The sequence below is a fragment of the Pseudoalteromonas sp. H103 genome (assembly GCF_001469205.1).
Taxonomy (GTDB): Bacteria; Pseudomonadota; Gammaproteobacteria; order Enterobacterales; family Alteromonadaceae; genus Pseudoalteromonas; species Pseudoalteromonas carrageenovora.
Window position 1 is genome coordinate 171,027 of record NZ_LOFG01000016.1, and the last position, 22,105, is coordinate 193,131.

The window sequence follows — 22,105 nt, forward strand, 5'->3', positions numbered from 1 at the left end:
CAATTTCCTAATTTATTTAGATAACAATGGAGTATAGCTATGGCCTGGAATGAACCGGGTAATAATGGCAATGACAAAGATCCGTGGAATAATAAAGGCGGACGTGATCAAGGCCCACCTGATTTAGACGAGGTGTTCCGTAAGTTTAGTAACAAGTTAGGCGGCTTATTTGGCGGAAAAAAATCCGGCAATGGTAGCGGCGGTGGACTTGGCGGAGCCGGTATTTCATTTATCCTTATTATCGCCGTTATTGTATGGGCGTTAAGTGGTATTTATACGGTAAAAGAAGCTGAGCGCGGTGTGGTACTTCAATTTGGTAAATACGACCGAATTGCAGATCCAGGTTTGCGTTGGAAGATGACGTTTATTGAAACCGTTATTCCTGTTGATATTGAAGCTGTGCGCTCATTATCGGCCTCGGGCTTTATGCTAACTGAAGACGAAAACGTGGTAAGCGTTGAGTTTCAGGTGCAATACCGTGTTATTGACCCGTACCTTTACGAATTTAGCGTGACTAATGCTGATAGTAGCTTAGAAGAAGCACTTGATAGTGCATTACGTTATGTTGTGGGCCATGCAAAAATGGATCAAGTATTAACGAATGGCCGTGAAGTTGTTCGCCAAAATACGTGGGATGAGCTTAATAAAATTATCGAACCATATAACTTAGGTTTAATAGTGACAGACGTTAACTTTAAAGATTCTCGTCCGCCAACCGAAGTTAAAGATGCTTTTGATGATGCAATTGCAGCACAAGAAGATGAAGAGCGTTTCATCCGTGAAGCCGAAGCGTATGCCCGTGAAATTGAGCCGCGTGCTCGTGGTCAAGTAACACGTATGACGCAAGAAGCTGAAGGTTACCAAGAACGAATTACGTTAGAAGCGCAAGGTGAAGTGGCTCGCTTTGAAAAGCTATTACCTGAATATCAAGCAGCTAAGGAAGTTACTCGTGAACGTTTATACATTGACGCGATGGAAGAGGTGCTAGGTAGTAGCTCTAAAGTGCTAGTTGATGTTAAAGGCGGCAACAACATGATGTATTTACCTCTTGATAAAATCATGGACAAGCAGGGTAATGCAACACGTGTTGCGCTTCCAAGCTCAAGTGATATTCAAGATTTACGCAACAAAGTAAATACGTCACGCAATAGCTCTGTTAACAGTGGTAACGACCGCTTTAACAACGACCGCTTTAATGATGGGAGATAATCATAATGAAAAACTTTAGTTTAGTTATACTATTAGCTGCCATTGTTATGTCTTTTTCATCGGTATTTGTAGTACCTGAAGGACAAAAAGCGATTGTAATGTTGTTCAGCAAAGTGCAAAAAGACAGTGAAGATAAAGCGATTGTATATGGCCCAGGCCTACAATTTAAAGTGCCGTTTTTTAGCCAAGTACGCCGTATTGATGCACGTATTCAAACGCTAGATGGTACGCCAGATCGTTTTGTTACAAGCGAGAAAAAAGACTTAATTGTTGATTCGTTTGTTAAATGGCGTGTTAACGACTTTAGCGCTTTTTACTTACGTGCTCGTGGCGACAAGCAATATGCTGAAACGTTACTTAAGCAAAAAGTAAACAATGGTCTTCGTACAAACTTTGGTACACGTACAATTCGCGAAATTGTATCGGGTGAGCGTAGCGAGTTAATGGAAGAAGCATTAGTGCAAGCTTCTGAAAGTGCGCGTGAGCTTGGTATTGAAGTACTTGATGTACGTGTTAAGCAAATTAACTTACCGCAAGAAGTTAGTAGCTCTATTTATCAACGTATGCGCGCTGAGCGTACTGCAGTTGCAAAAGAGCATCGTTCTGAGGGCCAAGAAAAAGCCGAGACTATTCGTGCGGGTGTTGATCGTCGTGTAACGGTAATGCTTGCTGATGCAGAACGTAATGCGCGTTCTGTTCGTGGTCAAGGTGATGCTGACGCTGCTGCAATATATGCAAAAGCGTACAACAAAGATCCTGAGTTCTTTGGCTTTGTTCGTTCTTTAGAGGCTTATAAAAAGACCTTTAAAGATAAGCAAGATGTTATGGTACTTTCACCAGATAGTGACTTCTTTAAATATATGAAAGGTGCTAAAGCGCAATAAGCTTAGCCCCGATTATTTAAAAAGTTATAAAGCCTCGCAATTGCGGGGCTTTTTGTTTAATGAATTTTAGTAGTTTAAACCACTGTTATTTATGTGGTTATTAGCAATAGTTTCACTTCAAAATATTACCCGCAGAAAAAATAAGCTGAACAGGGGTGATCTTTACTTTAGTTTTCTGATAAAATCTCGTCCTAATTTTCTCTAAGTGAATTTACGATGGGTAAAAACGTTGTTGTATTAGGCACCCAATGGGGTGACGAAGGTAAGGGTAAGGTTGTTGATCTCCTTACAGACAAAGCATCTTTAGTAGTTCGTTATCAAGGTGGCCACAATGCTGGTCATACTTTAGTTATCGACGGTGAAAAGACAGTTCTACACCTTATTCCATCGGGTGTATTACGTGACAATGTTAAATGTGTGATTGGTAATGGTGTTGTTTTATCACCAGAAGCGCTAATGAGAGAGATTGGCATGCTTGAAGAACGTGGCGTACCAGTACGCGACCGTCTTTTAATAAGCGAAGCATGTCCATTAATCCTGCCTTTCCATGTTGCATTAGATGTAGCCCGTGAAACTGCACGTGGCGATAAGCCAATTGGTACTACAGGCCGTGGTATTGGTCCAGCGTACGAAGATAAAGTGGCACGTCGTGGTTTACGTGTAGGCGATTTATTTAATCCTGAGTTATTTGCAGCTAAACTAAAAGAAGTTCTTGAGTACCATAACTTCACATTAGTTAATTACTACAAAGTAGACGCTGTAGATTTTCAAAAAACGTTTGATGATGCAATGGCTGTTGCAGATATCTTAAAAGCAATGGTTGTTGATGTAACTGAGCTTTTAGATCAAACACGTTTAGCAGGCGAGCACATTTTATTTGAAGGTGCACAAGGTACATTACTTGATATCGATCACGGTACTTACCCTTATGTAACGTCTTCAAATACAACTGCTGGTGGCGTTGCTACAGGTGCAGGTTTTGGTCCATTAAACCTTGACTACGTTTTAGGTATTATTAAAGCGTACACAACTCGTGTTGGTTCTGGTCCTTTCCCTACAGAGCTTTACGATGGTCTTGATAAGCAAGATCCAGTGGGCAAGCACTTAGGTGACAAAGGCCATGAGTTTGGTGCTACTACAGGTCGTCTTCGTCGTACTGGTTGGTTAGATGCAGTGGCAATGCGCCGTGCAGTTCAAATCAACAGTATTTCAGGTTTTTGTTTAACTAAGCTTGACGTTTTAGATGGCTTAGAAACACTTAAAATCTGTACTGGCTACCAGCTTGAAGATGGCACAGTTACAAACGTAACGCCATTAGCTGCTGAAGGTTACGAGAAAGTAACACCGGTATACGAAGAAATGCCAGGTTGGTCTGAAAACACAGTGGGTGTAACTAGCCTTGAAGGCTTACCAAAAGCTGCGATTGACTACATCAAGCGTATTGAAGAAATCACAGGTGTTCCTGTTGATATTATTTCTACAGGCCCTGACCGTGTAGAAACTATGGTACTTCGCAACCCGTTTGCATAATTACCAAAGATGAAAAAAAGCTGCTTTATGCAGCTTTTTTTGTATCTAAAATTCACCTTGGAACGATCTTTGTATATTATTTGGTAAGTCTATTTTTGTACGTGGTGAACATGCGCCTATTTTTAAAAAGCTCAGTATTGGCTGTACCGTTAGTGTCGTTATCTTTATTTATAAATACCAATGTGTTAGCAGATGAATCTCCTGCGGCGGTCCCTTTATATACTGAGTCAGAACTTATTGCGCTTATAAATAAAAATACACATTTGCAGCGAGTAAAGGCAGATGATTGCCAGTTAGTACAAGATATTGAAGCGCGAGCCAATAAAATGGCATTGCCCTCTTATCAATTTTTATATGGCGATATGCTAGCTTATAACGTATGTGTCGAACGAAATGTAGAGTTAGGCGTGTATTATATGCGAAAAGCGGCTGAGCAAGGCTTAGCGGCAGCCTTAGAGCAATTAGGGCGCTACTACGACACTGGCCGATTAGTTCAGCAAGATAAAGCGATGGCCATTACGTATTTACGAGAGGCATCATCGCAAGGAAATTTAAAGGCGCAGCTACGTTTAGTGAAGTTGTTTAACAATGGTTATGGCAGCCCGCGTGACTTTGAGGATGCCTATAGGTGGCTGTTTAATTCAATGGTGGCTGATAAAGCGACACATAAAAAAATTGAGCGAGCACTGAGCAAGTTAGCGCAAAAAATGCCAGATAGCGTCGTTGCTCGAGCCCGTCTTCCAATTTAATGGGCTCTAAAAAACAAAACCCTAACTTAATAAGTTAGGGTTTTTGTGTTTTTACAGTGAGTGAAAAAGTTTAACTTTCTTCTTTAGCCTTATTTTGTGGATCTTTTAAAACCGACATTTTAGGAGGTTGTAATGCAACAATACGCTCGCCCTCTTGAGGCGGCTTTTCCATATTTATTGTAAATGGTCTTAGTTTAACAGGTGTATCTTCATCGCTGTCCTTGTCGCCTTTCAATATGAATAGCGGTATAGCTTCAGGGTTCATTTCTTGGTATTTCTCCCAATCAAATTCTTCTGAAATGCGCGTTGCGCTTACTTTACCGCCTTTAGCTATAATGCTACTTAAGCGTGCGTAAGAGCCATCATCACCAAATAGTATTTGTCTTGATAAAAATGTGGCACTGTCTTTGTTCGCCTTGGCGTGAGAAGTTGATGAGCGCAAAGAAAATACATTTTTCTCATTTAATAAATGAGAGAAATACTGCACACCCAGCGCATTATGATGTCTGTTTGGCGACAACGCTAATACACTGCGAATAGTGGTTAATGGTAAATAACGTTCTGCATGCTCAGACTGTGGGTTACCATAATAACAAGGCAATCCGTCCATACGCGCCATTTTACAGTTTTCCCATGCCGGATCTGACAGGTGAACAGGTATATTTTGCTCTTTTAAGCCCCGACCAATAGCACGTGAAACATGGTTAGCCCCAATAATTAAAATAGTATTAGGTGACGGTTGGCGCACACCTAACAACTTAGCCACAGGTATTGCTGTTAAGCTTTGTAATACAACGGTGATAATAATCACAGTAAATATCAGTGGCACCATTTTTTCAGCATCTGCAACACCAGCTTCCATCATACTTAGCGCAAATACAGAGCCTACTGCGGCTGCAACAATCCCCCTAGGTGCTATCCAAGAAAGTACTAGGCGAGACTTCATTGGTAAGTCGGTACCAAAAGTTGATATTGCAATACACATTGGGCGAGCAATAAATAAAACAACAGCTAAAAATATAAATACGTCGCTATCGAGCATCATTAAATCAGAGAGTTGTAATCGTGCAGCAAGTAAAATAAACAGTGTCGATATTAAAATCATCGACAAGTCTTCTTTAAATTCTAATACAGAGTCTATTTCTAAATCGTCTTGATTTGCTAACCAAATTCCAAATACGGTAACGGCTAATAAGCCAGACTCATGACTTAAGTAATTTGAAACAGAAAAACTAATTAGTACGAGCGCTAAAATGCCAAACTTATGAAGTTCAAATGGCAGCCATTCACGGCGCATAAGCTGTGTTGTAACCCAGCCTGCTACTACGCCTATACTTAAACCAACACCGAGCGTTTTAACTAAAGCAATAATGGTGTGACTAAGCACTTCGCCCTGGCCTACAAGCATTACGGCTTCAAAAACCAGTACCGCAAATAATGCACCGATAGGGTCAATAACAATCCCTTCCCAGCGTAAAATACGGTCTATGTCTTGAGTAGGGCGCATGGAGTTTAATAAAGGGGCTATTACTGTAGGGCCTGTTACAACGAGTACTGCGCCAAGCACCGCGGCAACTCGCCAATTAAGTTCTAATAACCAATAAGCACTTAGGCTAATAATAATACAGGTTGTGAGCATTCCTATGGAGCATAAGTTGCGCACCACCTTGCTAATGCCCTTAAGTTCCCTGAAATGTAAGGTAAGTGACCCCTCAAATAAAATAACTGCCACACTTAGTGATACAACAGGAAAAAGCAAGTCGCCTAAAAGCGCATCAGGGTCTAAAACACCACTAAATGGTCCGAGTAAAAGACCAGTAAGCAATAAAAACAGAATAGCGGGCACTTTAAAAGCCCATGCTACCCACTGGGCAAGCACAGAGCAAAGTGCGATACCGGCTATATAAATTGCTGACATAGAATAAAAATTCCTTATTGATGACGATATTTAAAAGTATAACTTTTGTTAATTATTAATACAGGGGTATACACGTGAAAGTTTAGTTTTACTAATTTAATTTTAGCTACTTAGGAAATATTAGTAGGCATTAAGGTTTTTGCGAGAGAGTTATTAGTTTAATTTATTGAATTTTAATAAAAAATCATAGCTACTAATCGCCACATATTTATTTAGCACGAATTTTAACCTTGATTTTAAAGCATAAAGTAGCGTATTATACTTCGTGTTCTAATAATTAGTTATCTAATTATGTTTATTTAAGAAAAAGCGGCGTTGTTAATACTAACGTCATTTTTAATCTTTATAATCAGGTGTTAGTGACTAAATAGACATTAGAGCACTAAAAAATATCATTTACTGAACTATTGGTATGGTTTTACTGAACAAGTTTATTTAACTTTTTAAATAAATAAAGGTTTGAGTTGAACTATTACTTTCAATATTTTACCCCCATCGTGGCGGTTAAATCTCGGTCCTTTGGTCTTCACCCTATCTGTTGGTGTATCAGACTTTAGAGGCTCTATGCATGTTGTTAATAAAAAAGCCACACACAGCTTTTTACAGCGATGCATAAACAACACTTTTAAATTTTTTAATTAGTGCTACTCAAAACCTGAGTTGTTGCTATTTTTTATATGACCTTAAATTTAAAGCCATGGCTTTAGATATGGTTTTTGTGTGTGCGTAAAAAAGTGTTTTAAATGATTAAATAAATTCGCAGCTATGTTTATAAACGTGGCTACTAAGTTTTAGCTCGCGCAAGCTGAGCACAAATAAAATGGAAAGTTGAACATTTATGCAAAAGTTAAATTGGCGACGTATCGTACTTAAAGTAGGTAGTGCATTAATAGCACCAGATCAAGATGGCTGTCGTTCGCGCTACATATTAACCATCGCACAGTTTATTGTTCGTTGTCGTGCCCGTGGCATTGAAGTTATTTTAGTTTCATCGGGCTCAGTTGCTGCTGGGTCGCACTTATTTCCTTCAGATAAGCCTCGTACAGTCGTTATGAAAAAGGCAATGGCAGCAGCAGGTCAAACGGAAATGATTGCTATGTGGGACCGTTTTTTCGATTTTCCTTCAGCACAATTATTATTAACACATGGTGATTTGCGCGATCGCGAACGCTATCAAAGTATTCGAGAAACCGTATTTACTTTGCTTGAACACGGTGTACTGCCAATTATTAACGAAAATGATGCAGTAACAACTGATGATCTAAAGGTGGGTGATAACGATAACTTATCAGCAATGGTGGCAGCCGCCGCAGATGCAGATGCATTATTGATATTTTCAGACGTGGATGGGTTGTATGATAAAAACCCTAATTTGCATGATGATGCTATTTTATTACCTGAAATTAAATCAATTGATGAGTCTATTTATGCTATGGCAGGATGTGCAACAAGCTCTGTAGGCACTGGTGGTATGAAAACAAAAATTGAAGCCGCGGAAAAAGCAACGTCACATGGTATTGCTACTTATATCATTAACGGTTTTAAAGAAGAGACATTTACTCGCTTATTGGCCGGTGATAACCCTGGTACAGTATTCTCACCATATGAAAAACCAATGCAAGATTCTGTGCATTGGATGACGCATACTGCAAATGAGCAAGGTGAAGTAGTAGTAGATGGCTCATTTGATGAGTCTCTAGAAGGTGAAAGCGGCTGTATTCGCGGTGATGAGATTATGGAAGTACATGGTGAGTTTGCCGTTGGCGACACCATTTTAGTACGAAGTGAAGATGGTACGCGTTTAGCCAAAGCGACCGCAAATTATAGTAGCTGCTTGTTAAACTTTATTGCAGATAACGAGCAGAGTGAATTTAGTGAAAAAATGCAGGATTCAATTGGTCCTGTAATTTCTGAAAAAGATATCGCATTATTGGAGAAGTCATGAGTTTAATTACGGATATATCACGCCAAGCAGCAAAAGCTGCGACAACACTTGCTTTACTCGACACCGAGACCAAAAACCAAGTGTTAACAGAAATGGCTCAAGCGTTACGCGCACAAAAAGCGTTTATTATTAAAGAAAACGAAAGTGATTTAAGTGCTGCTCGCGATAATAACTTAGCAGCGTCTATGATCGATCGCTTAACTTTAAATGACGAACGTATCGAAGCCATGGCTGAAGGTATTGAGGTAATTGTAAGTTTAGATGATCCTGTTGGTCAGCTACGTGATATTACTGAGCGTCCAAATGGCATTAAAATTCGTAAGATGCGCGTACCTCTAGGCGTTGTGTGTATGATTTATGAAGCACGCCCAAATGTAACAGCGGATGCGGGTGCTCTTTGCTTTAAATCAGGCAATGGCGTTATTTTACGTGGTGGTAAAGAAGCACTTAAAAGCTCACAAGCTATCGCAAGCGTAATGCACAGTGTGCTTGAAAAGCACAATTTACCTACTTCGCTTATTTCTGTTATTCCTGATCCTGACCGTGCTTTATTGATGGAATTAATGCAGCAACGCGAAAGCATTGATTTAATTATTCCTCGCGGTGGTGAAGGCCTAATTAATTTTGTAACCGAAAACAGCACAATCCCTGTTATTCAGCACTTCAAAGGTGTGTGTCATTTATACGTAGATAAAGATGCTGATCTAGAGATTGCGCTTAACTTACTACTTAATGGTAAAACACAGCGTACAGGTGTATGTAATGCACTTGAGGGTTTAGTTGTTCATCAAGATGTTGCTGATGAGTTTTTAAATTTATGTGCTGTAGTATTACGCCAAGAAGGTGTAAAGATTAATGCCGACAGCACTGCAGCAAAATATTTTGATGATGCAACCGTGCTAGCAGATAACGAATTTGGTGAAGAATACTTAGACCTTGAAATTGCTATTCGCGTAGTGCCAACTTTCAGCGCTGCGGTTGATCACATCGCTCAGTTTGGTTCTAACCATACCGAAGTGATATGTACTAAAAACGACACGACTGCAGAGCTGTTTCAACGTAGTGTTGATGCATCAGTAGTTATGGTAAATGCATCATCTCGCTTCTCTGATGGCTCTCAACTTGGCCTAGGCGCAGAAATTGGTATTGCTACGACCAAGCTGCATGCATATGGTCCTATGGGCTTAGAATCACTAACAACTGAAAAATACTTAGTTAATGGTGTAGGGCAAGTTCGCGAATAATAGCTGCGGACTAGTCAAAAAAAGCCGAGCAGTTTAACTGCTCGGCTTTTTAGTTTTACTCTAGTTTTTCTAACCAGTCACTTGCAGGCTCTGGCTTATGTAAATAATAGCCTTGTAAAATTACTTCAGGGTACTCTTTTAATAAATCAAAATGAGATTGGTTTTCTACCCCCTCAGCCACCACTTCTAACTCAAATACTCGACCTAAGCTTACTATCATATCAATTATTAATTTATCGTTATTATCTGTCGGCGCATCAAAAACGAACGAGCGATCAATTTTTAGCTCCTGGATCGGTAACTGCTTTAAGTAGGTTAAGCTTGAATACCCAGTACCAAAATCATCAATTGATACGCGCACACCTAAATTTTTAAGCAAATGTACCGCCTCAACAGCTGATTCCATATGATTAAGTAATGTGCCTTCAATAATTTCTATTGTTAGCTGATTTGGCTGTATATTATGTTTCTCAATTTCGGTTTTTATTTGAGATAAAAAGCGTGGCTCGTGGAAGTGTCTGCCACTTATATTTATAGAAAGGCTTAAGTCACGGTGACGCTCATCTAAGCTCTCAATAAGTTTAAGTCCATTAGAGAGTACCCAACAGTCTAGCTCATAAATGATGTCAGATTCTTCAGCTATCGGAATAAATTCAGCAGGGCTAATAAAGCCTTTTTGCGGGTGTGTCCATCTTAGCAGGATTTCGGCGCCTTTTATTTGTTGTTTGCTATTAAACTGAGATTGCACATAAAGAGTTAGCTCATTTTGAGAAATAGCTTTGCGTAAGTCCTGCTCTATTTCAAAGCGTCGCCTTGCCTGTTCTCCAAATGAATTATCAAAAAAAGTAACTCTGTTACCACCTTTTTCTTTTGCTTTATAACAGGCTGCTTCGCAGTTTCTTATTGTTTCGATTGCATTTTCCCACTGATCTTCACGCGGGAATATATAAGTTCCTATGCTAATAGTAATGCTAATTTCTTGCTCATCAATTATAAAAGGGGCATTAATAACCCTTAATAGCTCTTGGGCTTTTCGCTCTGCTATTTCTTGTGTTCTAAGTCTTCCTATTCCTTTATCAACACTACTTAACGCTGCAAATTCATCACTACCTAGGCGAGCTATAACATCTTTCTTATCAAGTTTTGCATGGATGCGGTTGGTCAGCTCTTTTAATACTTTATCTCCGGCTAATAAACCTAGGCCATCATTTATAGAGTGAAAACTGTCAATATCAATAATGAAAATATAGGCGTAATTGTTTTCTTGAGAGCAGCTTTGTAACTGTTGTTCTAGCTGTTTTAAAAAACCATTTCTGTTAGGCAGGGCCGTAAGTTCATCGTGCCATGTTAAATAGTCAATTCTTTCTTGGGTAACCTTAAGGCTCGAAATATCACTAAATACACCAATAAAATGTATATTAGTGTCTTGTTCGCCTTTGACCATGCTTAACGTTAAAAGCTCGGGGTATAGTTCACCGTTTTTACGCCTTGTAACAAGCTCTCCACTCCAATATCCGGCCTTGTTTGCATGCTGCCATACGTTATTAAAACTAATACCTGGTTGATTATTTTGCTTTAATTTATGAAGTTGAGTGCCAAGCGCCTCTGATTCACTAAATCCTGTAATTCGGCAAAACGATGGGTTAACAGCAATTATTTCACCTTTAGAGTCTGTTATAACAACGCCATCTGCTGTGCTCGTTAGCGCTTGATAAAAGAGCTTTTGTTTAGACGATAGCTGTTTTAACTCTTCTTCTCTTTCACTTAGCTCTTGAGCTAGTGCTTCTATTTCTAAGAGCTTGTCGTGCAGGTCAAAGTTTTTTTCAATTAGTCTATCGAGCATACCTTGGGAGGTAATGTGTGTGCGGATTCGTGCCCTTACAAGCGCAAGCTTGTAAGGTTTGTGAATGTAGTCAATAGCCCCTAATGTAAAACCATGCTCCTCTGAGTCTTCATTAGTCATTGCAGTAACAAAAACAATCGGAATACCTTTAGTATTTTGTCGTGACTTTAATGTTTTACACACCTCGTAACCGTCCATACCAGGCATCATAATATCTAGTAGTATTAAATCGGGTCTTGTTGACTCTATAAATACGAGGGCTTGTTCACCGCTAGTCGAAATCCTTACATCATAATCGGTAAGTAATCCTTCAACTAAAACATGCAAATTATTAGGCTCATCATCAACAATTAAAACCAATGGTTTATGTTTTTTATTTAGATAATCGCTATTTTTTTCAGCCGGGTACATCGAATGCACATTCAATCCTTTTGGTGATATTGACTAATATAACTTAGCTTAGTTTTTTTAAATTGGCTAATTTAATTATCATTACGGTATTGAGTTATAAGTTCGATAACAAGTTGATAGTTAAATTGATTTATAGCCGCTTTAAGTTGCAATAATGGATGCGGTGCTTTAAAAGCTGAAGTATTCAAGCTCTTTAGTAAATCATTCGGAATTGGCTTGGCATTTATTGCTAATTCATAAATGGTATCTATAGATTCATCAATATTATCCACATCGGTTACGTGCTCACTTTCGCTAAACTGTTGAGTAAGTAAATATTGTTTAATTGCACGAAATGTAAGTGTAAGTTGTTCATTTAACTGTATAAATAAAATTGGTTCTTTATTATTTATTTGCGCCTCAACTTCTTTACTAATTAGCTCTAATTTTTCAAGCCCTAAAGTGCCTGCTAATCCTTTAAGTGCGTGTGTGTTTCTAGCAAGTTCGGCACTACTGTTAGTATCTAGGAGCTTTCTGAATTTGAGACTAAAGTTTTCGTAATCAATTGAAAATTGCTCTAAGAGCTTATTAACGAGTCGTCTATTTTGTTCAAGATTGTCTAAAGCTATGGGGATGTTCAATAACATTCTATTTTTATCGGTGGTTAAATGCTTTTTTATACACTCATATAGCGAATCAAAAACAAGAGGTTTAGTTAAAAAATCATTCATCCCTGCATTTATCGCTGCTTTTTTATCTTCCGGAAGTACTGCAGCTGTTAATGCCACAATAGGAAGCAGCTCCTGATTTTTCCTAAGGATTTGTGTTGCTGTTATGCCATCCATGACAGGCATTTGTATATCCATAAAAATAATATCAAAGACGTGTTTTGCCACTTCTTCAATTGCTTGTTGCCCGTTGAGTGCACTAATCACTTCTATATCTAACTTCTCTAACATTCTAGTTGTTACCTCAATATTGAGAGGGTTATCATCAACTATAAGCGCTTTATTACCTGTAAATTGAATAAGGTTTTCATGAATTGCTTGCTCAGTGGGGATGCTTTTCGGAGCAAGCAATTTTAACAGCTCAGAGTGGCTATAGCTTTTAGTTATGATATGAACATCATTTGGCATACTACTTAAATTAGGTGTATCCGTATCAGTGATAATGGCAATTATTTTTAATTTTTGAGCGCCATTTTGAGCACTTTCAATAAGTTTTTGTAAAATAATACTATTTTTAGCTTCTTCTTCGTTAAGTGTTAAAATCGCGATATCAAAAGGGGAGCTGGGCTGGGATACTTTAGCTAATGCTCTAAGTGGTTCTTGAGTTGTCTCTGGTATTATATCAATACTCGTAAGTAAAGAGATTAGCTGGCTCGTTTGTGCTTTATGTTGTGTGATTAACAGCGCTCGTTTTTTTAATTTATGCTGCGCCGCAATTTCAAATGGTAAGGTAAAATAAAACTCACTCCCTTTACCTTTTTCACTTCTGGTTTGGATTTCACCGCCTAATATTTTTGTAAATTCTTGGCTTATTGTAAGACCAAGACCAGTTCCACCATATTCTCGAGTGGTGGAAGCATCGCCCTGATAAAAGGAATTAAATATCTGCTTTTGTTGCTCTGCATCCATTCCTATACCAGTATCTTTAATACAAAAACGTAAATTGATAATGTTTTTTCGTTGTGCAATCGTTTCTATAACTAATTGAATTTTTCCGAACTTAGTAAACTTGATTGCATTGCCAATACAATTATTAATTATTTGGTTTAGATGAAATGGGTCTCCTATTAGCTCTAGGTTAGGATCTGCATGTAGGTTAAATTCTAAATTTAATCCCTTTTGGTTTGCACTGTCTTTAAATAGATTTGCCGTATTTTTGATAACTGAATCAAGAGTAAAAGGTATTTTTTCTACTTTTATTTTTTCAGACTCAAGTTTAGAAAAATCTAAAATATTATTTAATATATGCAGTAAGTTATGAGCACTAGAGTAGGCTTTGTCAGCATAATGCTGTTGTTTAGTTGCAAGTTCACTATCTCGTAATAGTTGCAGCATACCTAGAATACCGTTCATGGGGGTGCGTAGCTCATGACTCATATTTGCTACAAAATCACCTTTCATTTTATTAGCGCTTTTAGCTTGTGAAATGGCAACGGTTAAATCTTTATTCATCGACTCCATTTGTATATTTAGTGCTTGGGTTTCTATTAGTAACTCTTTGGTTTGCTTGTTTTTTTTATAAAGAGTGTTTGCAGCTTTGATTACGGAGGCTATTTCGCTTTGACTTTGGTTGCTATTATTAAAGGTTATTTGTTTTTCGTTACTCATATCATTTAATAGTGTAGTTAACTGAGTGATAGGCTTAATAACGGCATTAAAAATAAAGTAGCTAGTTATAATAATAATTATAGTAATTAATGCTGCAAATACGTTTGCTTGGTCTGTATTACTTTCTAATTGTGAGCTTAATTTTTTTTCTGTTTCAGAGAGCTCTTCATGTTCGAGGTTTTTTACTTGAGTGGTTAAGTAAAGTAGCTCATTTTCTATACCGGTAAGTACTACATTGGTTGAAAATGTATAGCTACGGGTGAGCAAAACAAGCTGGTTGTAAGCCTTTTTTAAATCTGCAGCTTTAATTAAAAATGAGTTATTTTCATCGGTAATTTTAGTCAACTTAGTTTGCAAGTGGTTTAAGTTTTGTTTCACATTTTGTGCTTCATCAAAGCTAGGCTTGTATAAGTAGCTCACCACCGCGTGCTCTAGGTTACTAACTGTGAGTAGTGTATCTGTGTAGGCAGTTTGATCAGTCGCATTTATTTGTAAGCGTTCAATCTCAATGATTAATGACTCTATAGGATGCTGAAATTGCTCAGAATATAGACGTTCTCTTTTGTTTCTATTAAGTACGGTTTGATTGAATGTTTCTTTATAATTATGTAAGTATTCATCAAGGCGCGTTAATATATTTTGATAATCCAGGGAGCGTTGTGACGTGCTTTTTTTTAGTTTTTCTAAGCTTTTATTAGCGTCGTCAAAATACAGGTTAAACTTTTCAATTGTGCTTTTATTTGCTTTATCTATAAAAGCAATTGCTTGGCTTTGTAGAGAAATTACCTCGTTTTCAAGTTGAGTTACATTACTACTTTGAACAAGCGCATCGTGCTGCGCTTTTTGTAAAAAAAGTAATGTACTTTGCGAATAATTAAATAAGTAGCTTTGAATAATCAGCAAGCTGATTAACACGCACAGCGCTAATGTTATTTTTGATTTTATTGAGCGAGTTATCATTACCGGCTAATCAACTCATACCATTTTTGCAAGCTGTAGTCGTAGGTAGGCATTACAGAGTTCCATACTGCAACATTACTAAACCGTTTTATGTAGCTGCCCCCATTTCTGTGTTCTCCTGCTTTAATAGCTACATCTCCGTTGGTATTTAAAAGATCAATTGGAGTTTTTTTACCGTCATACCAAAAATCCCACTCAGCTTGAGATAAAAGGCTCTTAGAACGCTCAGGGTTACTAATATAATAACCTTGTCGAGCAATAAATGCGCCTGGCCAGCCCGAAAGCCACCAATTCATGTAATCGTAAGCTGCGTCTTTTACGCTACCTTGTGTTTGTGACGATAAACACATAACACCATGCCAACCTCTATAGCCTTCTTTAGGAGCCGCAAATCGTACATTTACATTTTGGCTATTTAAAGCAGAAACAGCAGGCGAGAACATGCTTTCTATGTGAGCTCGGTTACTTTTCATAAATTCAACAGACTCAGGTACTGAGTTCCAATAGCCACTAAAGTGACCTTGGCGTTTATAATCTAAAAGAATACTGAATAACCGGTCAAGCTCAGAGCGTGTCATTGCGCCAATATTTTTAAATTTAATTAACCCCTTACTTTGTGCTGCTAAAGCAAGGTCGAATAAACCTATGGTAGGGGCATTTACTATCGCAACTTTTCCTCTATTGGCTTCATCTAGTAACCAGCTCCAGCTCTCGGTTTCGTAAGCAATACCGGGCTTTATAAATTCAGTGTTATAGCCAAAGGAGTCAACATTATGTACATAGGGTAAAAAGCTAATGGAATCGCTTTCTTGTGCACTTAGCGTACCATCGTCTTGAACGTTAAGTAATTTATAAGGGGCATCTCCAGCGCCGATATTTGCATTTTCAGTGAGTTTACCAGTCTTGGTTAAAGAATTTATTTCGTTAAAGTGAGATAAACGATTTTTTTCTATTGGCTGTATAGAGCCCGCATTCCAAAGTACGTTTATACTGTTTGACCATTGCTCGTATAAATCAAAAGAGCCAGGATTCATTGACGCTTTTTGTAGCACCGTTGCGCTACCTGCAGGGGAGAACTCTATATTAATACCTAAATCGCTCATGGCTTGTTTACGAATGGCCTCTTGCAGAGTTACGTGGGTACCCAACACTCTTAAAGTTACTTTTTTGCGGGCGAATACATAAGGCACATGTGTAATAGCACCTGCTGTTAACCCTATGGTTGCTAACTTTTTTAAAGAGGAGCGTTTATGCCGATCCATGTTAACCCTAAAGTATTAATATGTTTGACATTATGTATAGCTAACAACATGCAAAGAAACAAGTTAACAGCACAATATAAAAATTATAATTAATAAAAAAGAGTATACGATTAAATGATAGAACAGACTGTTATTTGAGTATTTTTAGAAAGTTACTAAGGTTATAAAAGAAGGGGTAGGAAAGTGGTGGAGCTAAGCAGGATCGAACTGCTGACCTCCTGCGTGCAAGGCAGGCGCTCTCCCAGCTGAGCTATAGCCCCACATTCCTAAATTACGTATTTCGTAATTACTTGGCTGCTGAGTTCCAAGCGGGACGAACTTTAAGTTTTTTTATAAAATTGGTCAAGTATTTTTTCGTAAATTTTCACTGTTTACGTTAATTTTTGATAGACTCAGCTTAATTCAACACTAAAACGATAAAAACAATGAAAAAATCTGTTCTAGCGCTTATGGTTTTACTCGCTGGTTGTGCCACAAATGACGAGCCGCCTTTTGAAATAAATAATAAACAGTTTCACGAAAAGCAAGATGAGCAAGGCAATAAGTTGTTTGCATATGTTGTGTCGGTTAAAGCAAAGCATCGTAGTAATATTAATTTAGATGATGGTGGCGGGCGTGGCGGTAAAAACAGGCCAAGTCGCTCGGATGTAAAGCGTTATATTGAGCAAGAGCATTTTGAAGAGTCGAGTGTTTTAAAGTTACAGTTAGAAGATCAAGCTGTTGAGCTATTAAATGAAGAGCTAAAGTCGCGTAATTACTGCCCAAACAAGCACGAAGTAAATGAAGTGCTTTGGCGCGATTTAAGTGTACAGCTTAGAGGGCGTTGTTTGTAACATGTTAGCTGATAAAGCAAAGTTAGCTGAGGCACTTACCCAGCTGACTATAAATTACGATGTAATAGAACATCCACCACTGCATACAAGTCTCGATGCAGATACCTTTATGGTAGAGCGCCCCGGTACTCGGCTAAAAAATCTATTTTTACGCGACAACGAAGGGAAGCGTCATTTTTTAGTTATTACAGCGCACGATAAGCAACTTGATTTAAAAACGTTAGCTAAACAGCAAGGTTTATCACGATTAGGGTTTGCATCAAATGAGCGCTTAGCTCGTTACTTAAAGGTTGAGCCTGGTTGTGTTTCTATGCTGGCTCTTTTTAATGATAAACAAAACAATGTTAACTTGTGGATAGATCAAGATATTTGGTTTGGTGATTTATTTCATTGCCACCCGTTTGAAAACACACAAACATGGTTATTAAAAAAAACTGACTTAGAAAGCTTTTTTAATTATACCCAGCATCAGCCACGGGTGGTTTTTTTACCATCTAGGTAGGCCCATATAATGAGCATAAATCCACATAGACAAACACATAGTAAAGTAAACATAAACGCTGTTTGCCCATGATGCTGATACACCACTCCTGGTAATAACGACCCAAGCGCACCTCCACTGTAGTAGAAAGATACATAACCACCATTTGTTACACTTGGCGGTGCTTTGCTTATTTTATTAACTAGTGGGGCCGCCGTAGAGTGAATAACAAACATAGCGCCACAAAATAAGGTAAACGCAATTAAAAAAACAATTAGCTGGTGGCTCATTAATAATAAAATACTAATGTTATAAAAAATGAAAATTGCCGTCAGTAAATGCCAAGGCGTAGGGGCTTTTTTAAGTAGCCAAGGGGCTGCTATAGATGCCAGTGCGCCAATTAAATAGCCACTGTACACTAAGCCAATATCCCGCGTGTTTGTTATTTTAAAGGTATGCTGCAAAATAAAAGGTAAATAGTTTAAAAGCGCTGCAAAACAAAAAAACATGCAAAATACTGCGCCATATACTTTTAATACCGCTCCTTCTTTAAGTTGTTTAATGTAATCAAAAGGTGAGAGCGTCTCGCTGATAGGCGGCTTAATAAAGCGTAAGTGGTTAATGCTCAAAGCCAAAGAAATTAATGCAAAGGCAATTACATAGTAAAAACTTTGCCAATGCCACAGGTCACTAAATAAAGCTGCTAATACGCGACCAAAATAACCACCTATTATGCTACTGCCAATGTATAGGGTCATATTTTTTTGCAAACTATCAGCGGTATAGCTCATTCCTATATAGCTGGTCATCGCGGTTAGTGCTGCAGGAAGTGTTAAGCCTTGCAAAAATCGAACAAGTAACAGTAGCTCAAAGCTTGGCGCGTAAATAAAGAGTATGCAGCTAAAGCCTAAAACAACCATGGCAACGCGAAGAATTAAAAGCGGGTTACGCTTAGCTAAAACTAATCCATACACGAGTGGTGCCACAGCTAAAGGCAGCATGGTTACGGTCATTAAACTGCCAGCAATTGCAGGCAAAACATTAAATTCATTAGCAAACAAGCTAAGTAGGGGTTGTGGAGCGTAAAGTACAAAAAATATAAACACAGAGCATGCTAGTAAATGAAATAGACGCATTGTGAAACTTAGAATATGGGGAGATCAGTTAACCAAAGTATATTAAAAATGGCTTATATTTCATATGTTAAATGAGCAACATTTGCGTCAAATCATGGTTTGTATTCATCCGTTTGATAGATTAATACCGATAGCACTATTATTTGTAGTCGTTGGTGATTAAAATGACCTTAATATAAGTTTTTAGTGGAATAAAGCCATGGGTTCATTACAAGACCAATTGCTGCAAGCAGGATTAACAACATCGCACAAAGCTAAAGTTGCTAAGTCAGAAAAGCGTAAGCAACAAAAAAAGCAAAAAAAAGGGGCTACAAGTAACCCTAGCGATCTGCAAAAGCATATTCAACAAACCAAGCTTGAGCAGCAAAAAAAGGCGGAAGAACTTAACCAGTCTCGCCAAGGTGAATTAAAACAACGCGAGCAAGAAGCACGTGTTAAGCAAATTTTAGAGCATCATAACCAAGACACTATTCGTGGCGAGCGTACCTTTAACTTTACTTACCAAAATAAAGTTAAGGGTTTAGACGTAAACGAAAAAACTCAAAAAGCGTTATCAGGTGGTCGTTTAGCTATTTGTGTGCTTGAAGGGCAGTTTTTTGTACTTGAAGACGAACCGGCACGTAAAGTGGCGGAAGTAGATGAAAAATATATTGTTTTTCATGTTGAACCTGAAAACAAACCTAAAGATGAAGATGATCCATACGCAGACTTTGAAGTACCAGATGATATTGTTTGGTAAATACTCCCTAAATTTTGCTTATACATAAAGCATATTTAGGTTAATTAAGTTGTCGCTCATTTTTATTTGCTAAGGTATATAAGAGTGAGCATAAACTTATTAGTCGCGCTGTTTTGTTTGATCGTCAAGAGCGACTTGGTACGTATGCTTTTTATTTGATTGTTTACTACAATCAATGAAGAAGTTTTTCTAACCGTCAAAAAGAAGAGAAAATACAATGAGCAAGATGAAAACACTACTAGTAGGCGCGGGTATTAGTTTAGCCGCAAGTTTTTCGTTTAATGCCGCTGCTGCTGATGGCGCTGCATTATATACCGCTAAAAATTGCCAAACATGCCATGGCGCAGATGGTAAAGCACCTATCATGGGCGCATACCCTAAACTAAATGGTCAAAATAAAGACTACTTAGTAGCGCAAATGAAAGACATTAAATCAGGTGCACGTAGCAATGGTATGACTATGGCAATGAAAGCAATGGTTGCAACAGTAACTGATGAAGAGTTTGATGCAATTGCAGATTACCTATCTAAAGTAAAATAATTTGCAGTAATAGCTAAGCTTTTAAACAGCCACACAATAGTGTGGCTGTTTTGTTTGTGTTTGCTATAAAATTAATACTGCTTTAGACTTCTAAACATCTATTCGCATCTTGTTTTGGTGCGTATTTTAAAAGGCTTATTATGTTTGATTTACCCCAACTCGATTTAAAAAATAAAGTATCAGAACAAGAGTGGCAATTACGTGTTGATTTAGCTGCTTGTTATAGACTGGTTGATCACTTTCGTTGGGGAGATTTAATATACACGCACTTGTCGGCTCGGTTACCCGGTACCGATCATTACCTTGTAAATGCCTTTGGTTTAACGTTTGAGGAAGTAACCGCATCTAATTTAGTGAAGGTAGATTTAAACGGTAATATTATTGATGACACGCCGTTTAAGATAAACCCAGCGGGCTTTACAATACACAGTGCTATTCATGAGGTACGTGAAGATGCACATTGTGTTATTCACTTACATACCAAAGAAACAATTGCAGTTGCGACACAAAAAAATGGCTTATTACCGCTGAGCCAATATTCAATGTTTTCACTGCCATCACTTTCGTATCATGGCTACGAAGGGCTTGCGGTCAACGACGATGAACGCAAAGTGCTACAAGATGATTTAGGCTCCACGAATCATATGCTGTTAGTAAACCATGGCGGCTTAACGGTAGGGCCAACAGTGGGGGATGCGTTTATGCGTTTTTACGATTTGCAGCGTGCTTGTGAAATACAATTAGCATTGCAAGCCAGCTCACAAGAAGCTATTGAAGTGCCACAGCCAATAATCGACAATATTTATAACCAAGCTAACGTGGTGCACAGCGGTATTACAGGTGGTCAACTTGCGTGGCCTGCCATGTTGCGTAAAGCCTACCGACTTGATCCCAGTTTTGCTAATTAAGGAATTTAAATGAAAGTAAATCGCGTAGAAGTATTTGATATTCATTGCCCTGATAGACCATCGTGGACACCTGTGTTTGTGCGTATTCATACCGATGAAGGTATTAGCGGCGTAGGCGAAGCAGGTCTTGCATACGATTTAGGGCACAGTGCAGCCGCAGCCATGATTAAAGAAATGGCAGATGCATTTTTAATTGGTCATGACCCATTTCAAACTGAAAAGTTATGGTCGCGTATGTTGCGTGAAAGCTTTTGGGGCTTGGGCGGCGGACCTGTTGTATACGCAGCAATGAGTGCAATTGATACCGCGCTTTGGGATATTAAAGGTAAGGCACTAGGCTTACCTGTATATCAACTTCTCGGCGGAAAAGTTAACGACAAACTACGCACTTACGCATCGCAATTACAGTTTGACTGGGATAGCGAGTTTAAAGCGTTAGTGCAACCACAAGAATACGCAGAAGCAGCTTTAAAAGCGGTTGCTGAAGGTTACGATGCAGTAAAAGTTGACCCGATTCAGTACGATAAAGATGGCAATACTTATTACGACCGTACAAATATTATTTCTCGTACAGAAATGAAACTATACCGTGCGCGCATGCAAGCAATACGTGAAGCGGTAGGTGATGAAGTTGACATTATTTTTGAGTGCCACAGCTTACCAGGTGCTACATCGGCGATTCAAATTGGCGAAATAGCAGAAGAGTTTGACTGTATGTATTACGAAGAACCGGTTAACTACTTAAACCATTCTTTACATGCCAAAGTAGCCGACAAAGTAGCCGTGCCTATTGCTGGTGGCGAGCGTTTATACAACCGCTGGGGTGTGCGCCCGTATTTAGAAGATCAAAGTATTGATGTACTACAGCCAGACATTGGTTTATGTGGTGGCTTTACTGAAACTAAAAAAGTGTGTGACTACGCTGATATTTTTGATGTGCGAATTCAGGCTCACGTATGTGGCGGGCCAGTTGCAACAGCTGCATCGCTTCATTTAGAAACGGCGATACCTAACTTTTTGATTCATGAGCATCATACTTATGCGATTAAAAAGTGGAACCGTGAATTGTGTTTACAAGATCCACAACCTAAAAATGGCTTCTTTGAAGTATCAGAAGAGCCTGGGCTGGGTATTGAATTAAATGATGAAATTGTAATGCGTTCACAGCGTGTAGAAATAAAGTAACTTTTTAGGTTA

The 22,105-nt window shown here is 38.4% G+C and carries 17 protein-coding genes and 1 tRNA gene; 12 read left to right on the forward strand and 6 right to left on the reverse strand.

Annotation, left to right across the window (positions count from 1 at the left end; translation table 11 throughout):
- The first annotated feature begins 39 nt into the window (after positions 1-39).
- The 4 genes from hflK to ATS74_RS12975 all read left to right on the forward strand — a co-directional run bounded on the left by hflK (position 40) and on the right by ATS74_RS12975 (position 4,372).
- Entirely contained in the window at positions 40-1,209 is a 1,170-nt protein-coding gene (gene hflK / locus ATS74_RS12960; RefSeq protein ID WP_058549302.1) for an FtsH protease activity modulator HflK, read from the forward strand.
- Between the two features lie 5 nt (positions 1,210-1,214).
- Positions 1,215-2,093, forward strand: coding sequence for a protease modulator HflC (hflC, locus tag ATS74_RS12965; protein ID WP_058549303.1), 879 nt, complete (start codon positions 1,215-1,217; stop codon positions 2,091-2,093).
- 216 nt (positions 2,094-2,309) lie between these two features.
- Positions 2,310-3,623: an adenylosuccinate synthase gene (locus tag ATS74_RS12970; protein ID WP_058549304.1), complete on the forward strand. Its 1,314-nt coding sequence runs from the start codon at positions 2,310-2,312 to the stop codon at positions 3,621-3,623.
- 110 nt (positions 3,624-3,733) lie between these two features.
- Positions 3,734-4,372, forward strand: a complete 639-nt coding sequence (locus ATS74_RS12975) for a tetratricopeptide repeat protein (protein ID WP_058549305.1) — start codon at positions 3,734-3,736, stop codon at positions 4,370-4,372.
- A gap of 70 nt (positions 4,373-4,442) precedes the next feature.
- Here ATS74_RS12975 and ATS74_RS12980 read toward each other — a convergent pair whose 3' ends face one another.
- The gene (locus tag ATS74_RS12980; protein ID WP_058549306.1) at positions 4,443-6,290 is read right to left on the reverse strand and encodes a cation:proton antiporter; all 1,848 of its coding nucleotides are present in this window, start codon (positions 6,288-6,290) and stop codon (positions 4,443-4,445) included.
- Between the two features lie 838 nt (positions 6,291-7,128).
- On the opposite strand from ATS74_RS12980, the gene proB reads away from it, so the two are divergent.
- Positions 7,129-8,235 carry a glutamate 5-kinase gene (gene proB, locus ATS74_RS12985; RefSeq protein ID WP_058549307.1) on the forward strand — a complete coding sequence of 369 codons (1,107 nt, stop codon included), beginning with the start codon at positions 7,129-7,131 and terminating at the stop codon, positions 8,233-8,235.
- Positions 8,232-9,479, forward strand: a complete 1,248-nt coding sequence (locus ATS74_RS12990; RefSeq protein WP_058549308.1) for a glutamate-5-semialdehyde dehydrogenase — start codon at positions 8,232-8,234, stop codon at positions 9,477-9,479. The genes proB and ATS74_RS12990 overlap by 4 nt, the downstream gene beginning before the upstream one ends.
- A 55-nt stretch (positions 9,480-9,534) precedes the next feature.
- Here the strand turns inward: ATS74_RS12990 and ATS74_RS12995 are convergent, their stop codons facing one another.
- From ATS74_RS12995 to ATS74_RS13010, 4 genes are all read right to left on the reverse strand, one after another.
- The gene (locus ATS74_RS12995; RefSeq protein WP_058549309.1) at positions 9,535-11,733 is read right to left on the reverse strand and encodes a two-component system response regulator; all 2,199 of its coding nucleotides are present in this window, start codon (positions 11,731-11,733) and stop codon (positions 9,535-9,537) included.
- Between the two features lie 71 nt (positions 11,734-11,804).
- A complete protein-coding gene (locus ATS74_RS13000; protein WP_235592016.1) occupies positions 11,805-14,963 on the reverse strand; it encodes a hybrid sensor histidine kinase/response regulator in 3,159 nt (1,052 codons plus the stop codon).
- A gap of 44 nt (positions 14,964-15,007) precedes the next feature.
- Positions 15,008-16,270 carry an ABC transporter substrate-binding protein gene (locus tag ATS74_RS13005; protein WP_058549311.1) on the reverse strand — a complete coding sequence of 421 codons (1,263 nt, stop codon included), beginning with the start codon at positions 16,268-16,270 and terminating at the stop codon, positions 15,008-15,010.
- A gap of 184 nt (positions 16,271-16,454) precedes the next feature.
- A tRNA-Ala gene (locus tag ATS74_RS13010) sits at positions 16,455-16,530 on the reverse strand.
- Between the two features lie 165 nt (positions 16,531-16,695).
- Between ATS74_RS13010 and ATS74_RS13015 the strand changes: the two genes are divergently transcribed.
- Together ATS74_RS13015 and ATS74_RS13020 are read left to right on the forward strand one after the other, a co-directional pair.
- Entirely contained in the window at positions 16,696-17,103 is a 408-nt protein-coding gene (locus ATS74_RS13015; protein ID WP_058549312.1) for a hypothetical protein, read from the forward strand.
- Between the two features lies 1 nt (position 17,104).
- Complete coding sequence (locus tag ATS74_RS13020) at positions 17,105-17,605, forward strand: prolyl-tRNA synthetase associated domain-containing protein (RefSeq protein WP_058549313.1); 501 nt, start codon at positions 17,105-17,107, stop codon at positions 17,603-17,605.
- Here ATS74_RS13020 and ATS74_RS13025 read toward each other — a convergent pair.
- On the reverse strand, positions 17,572-18,720 hold the full coding sequence (locus ATS74_RS13025; RefSeq protein WP_058549314.1) for an MFS transporter: 1,149 nt from the start codon (positions 18,718-18,720) through the stop codon (positions 17,572-17,574). The genes ATS74_RS13020 and ATS74_RS13025 overlap by 34 nt on opposite strands.
- Before the next feature lie 199 nt (positions 18,721-18,919).
- On the opposite strand from ATS74_RS13025, the gene ATS74_RS13030 reads away from it, so the two are divergent.
- From ATS74_RS13030 to ATS74_RS13045, 4 genes are all read left to right on the forward strand, one after another.
- Positions 18,920-19,459 (forward strand): DUF2058 domain-containing protein, encoded by a 540-nt coding sequence (locus ATS74_RS13030; RefSeq protein ID WP_058549315.1) that lies wholly within the window; start codon positions 18,920-18,922, stop codon positions 19,457-19,459.
- A gap of 217 nt (positions 19,460-19,676) precedes the next feature.
- Positions 19,677-20,000 (forward strand): c-type cytochrome, encoded by a 324-nt coding sequence (locus tag ATS74_RS13035; RefSeq protein ID WP_058549316.1) that lies wholly within the window; start codon positions 19,677-19,679, stop codon positions 19,998-20,000.
- 140 nt (positions 20,001-20,140) lie between these two features.
- Positions 20,141-20,908, forward strand: coding sequence for a class II aldolase/adducin family protein (locus tag ATS74_RS13040; RefSeq protein ID WP_058549317.1), 768 nt, complete (start codon positions 20,141-20,143; stop codon positions 20,906-20,908).
- A gap of 9 nt (positions 20,909-20,917) precedes the next feature.
- Complete coding sequence (locus ATS74_RS13045; protein ID WP_058549318.1) at positions 20,918-22,093, forward strand: mandelate racemase/muconate lactonizing enzyme family protein; 1,176 nt, start codon at positions 20,918-20,920, stop codon at positions 22,091-22,093.
- Positions 22,094-22,105 lie beyond the last annotated feature (12 nt).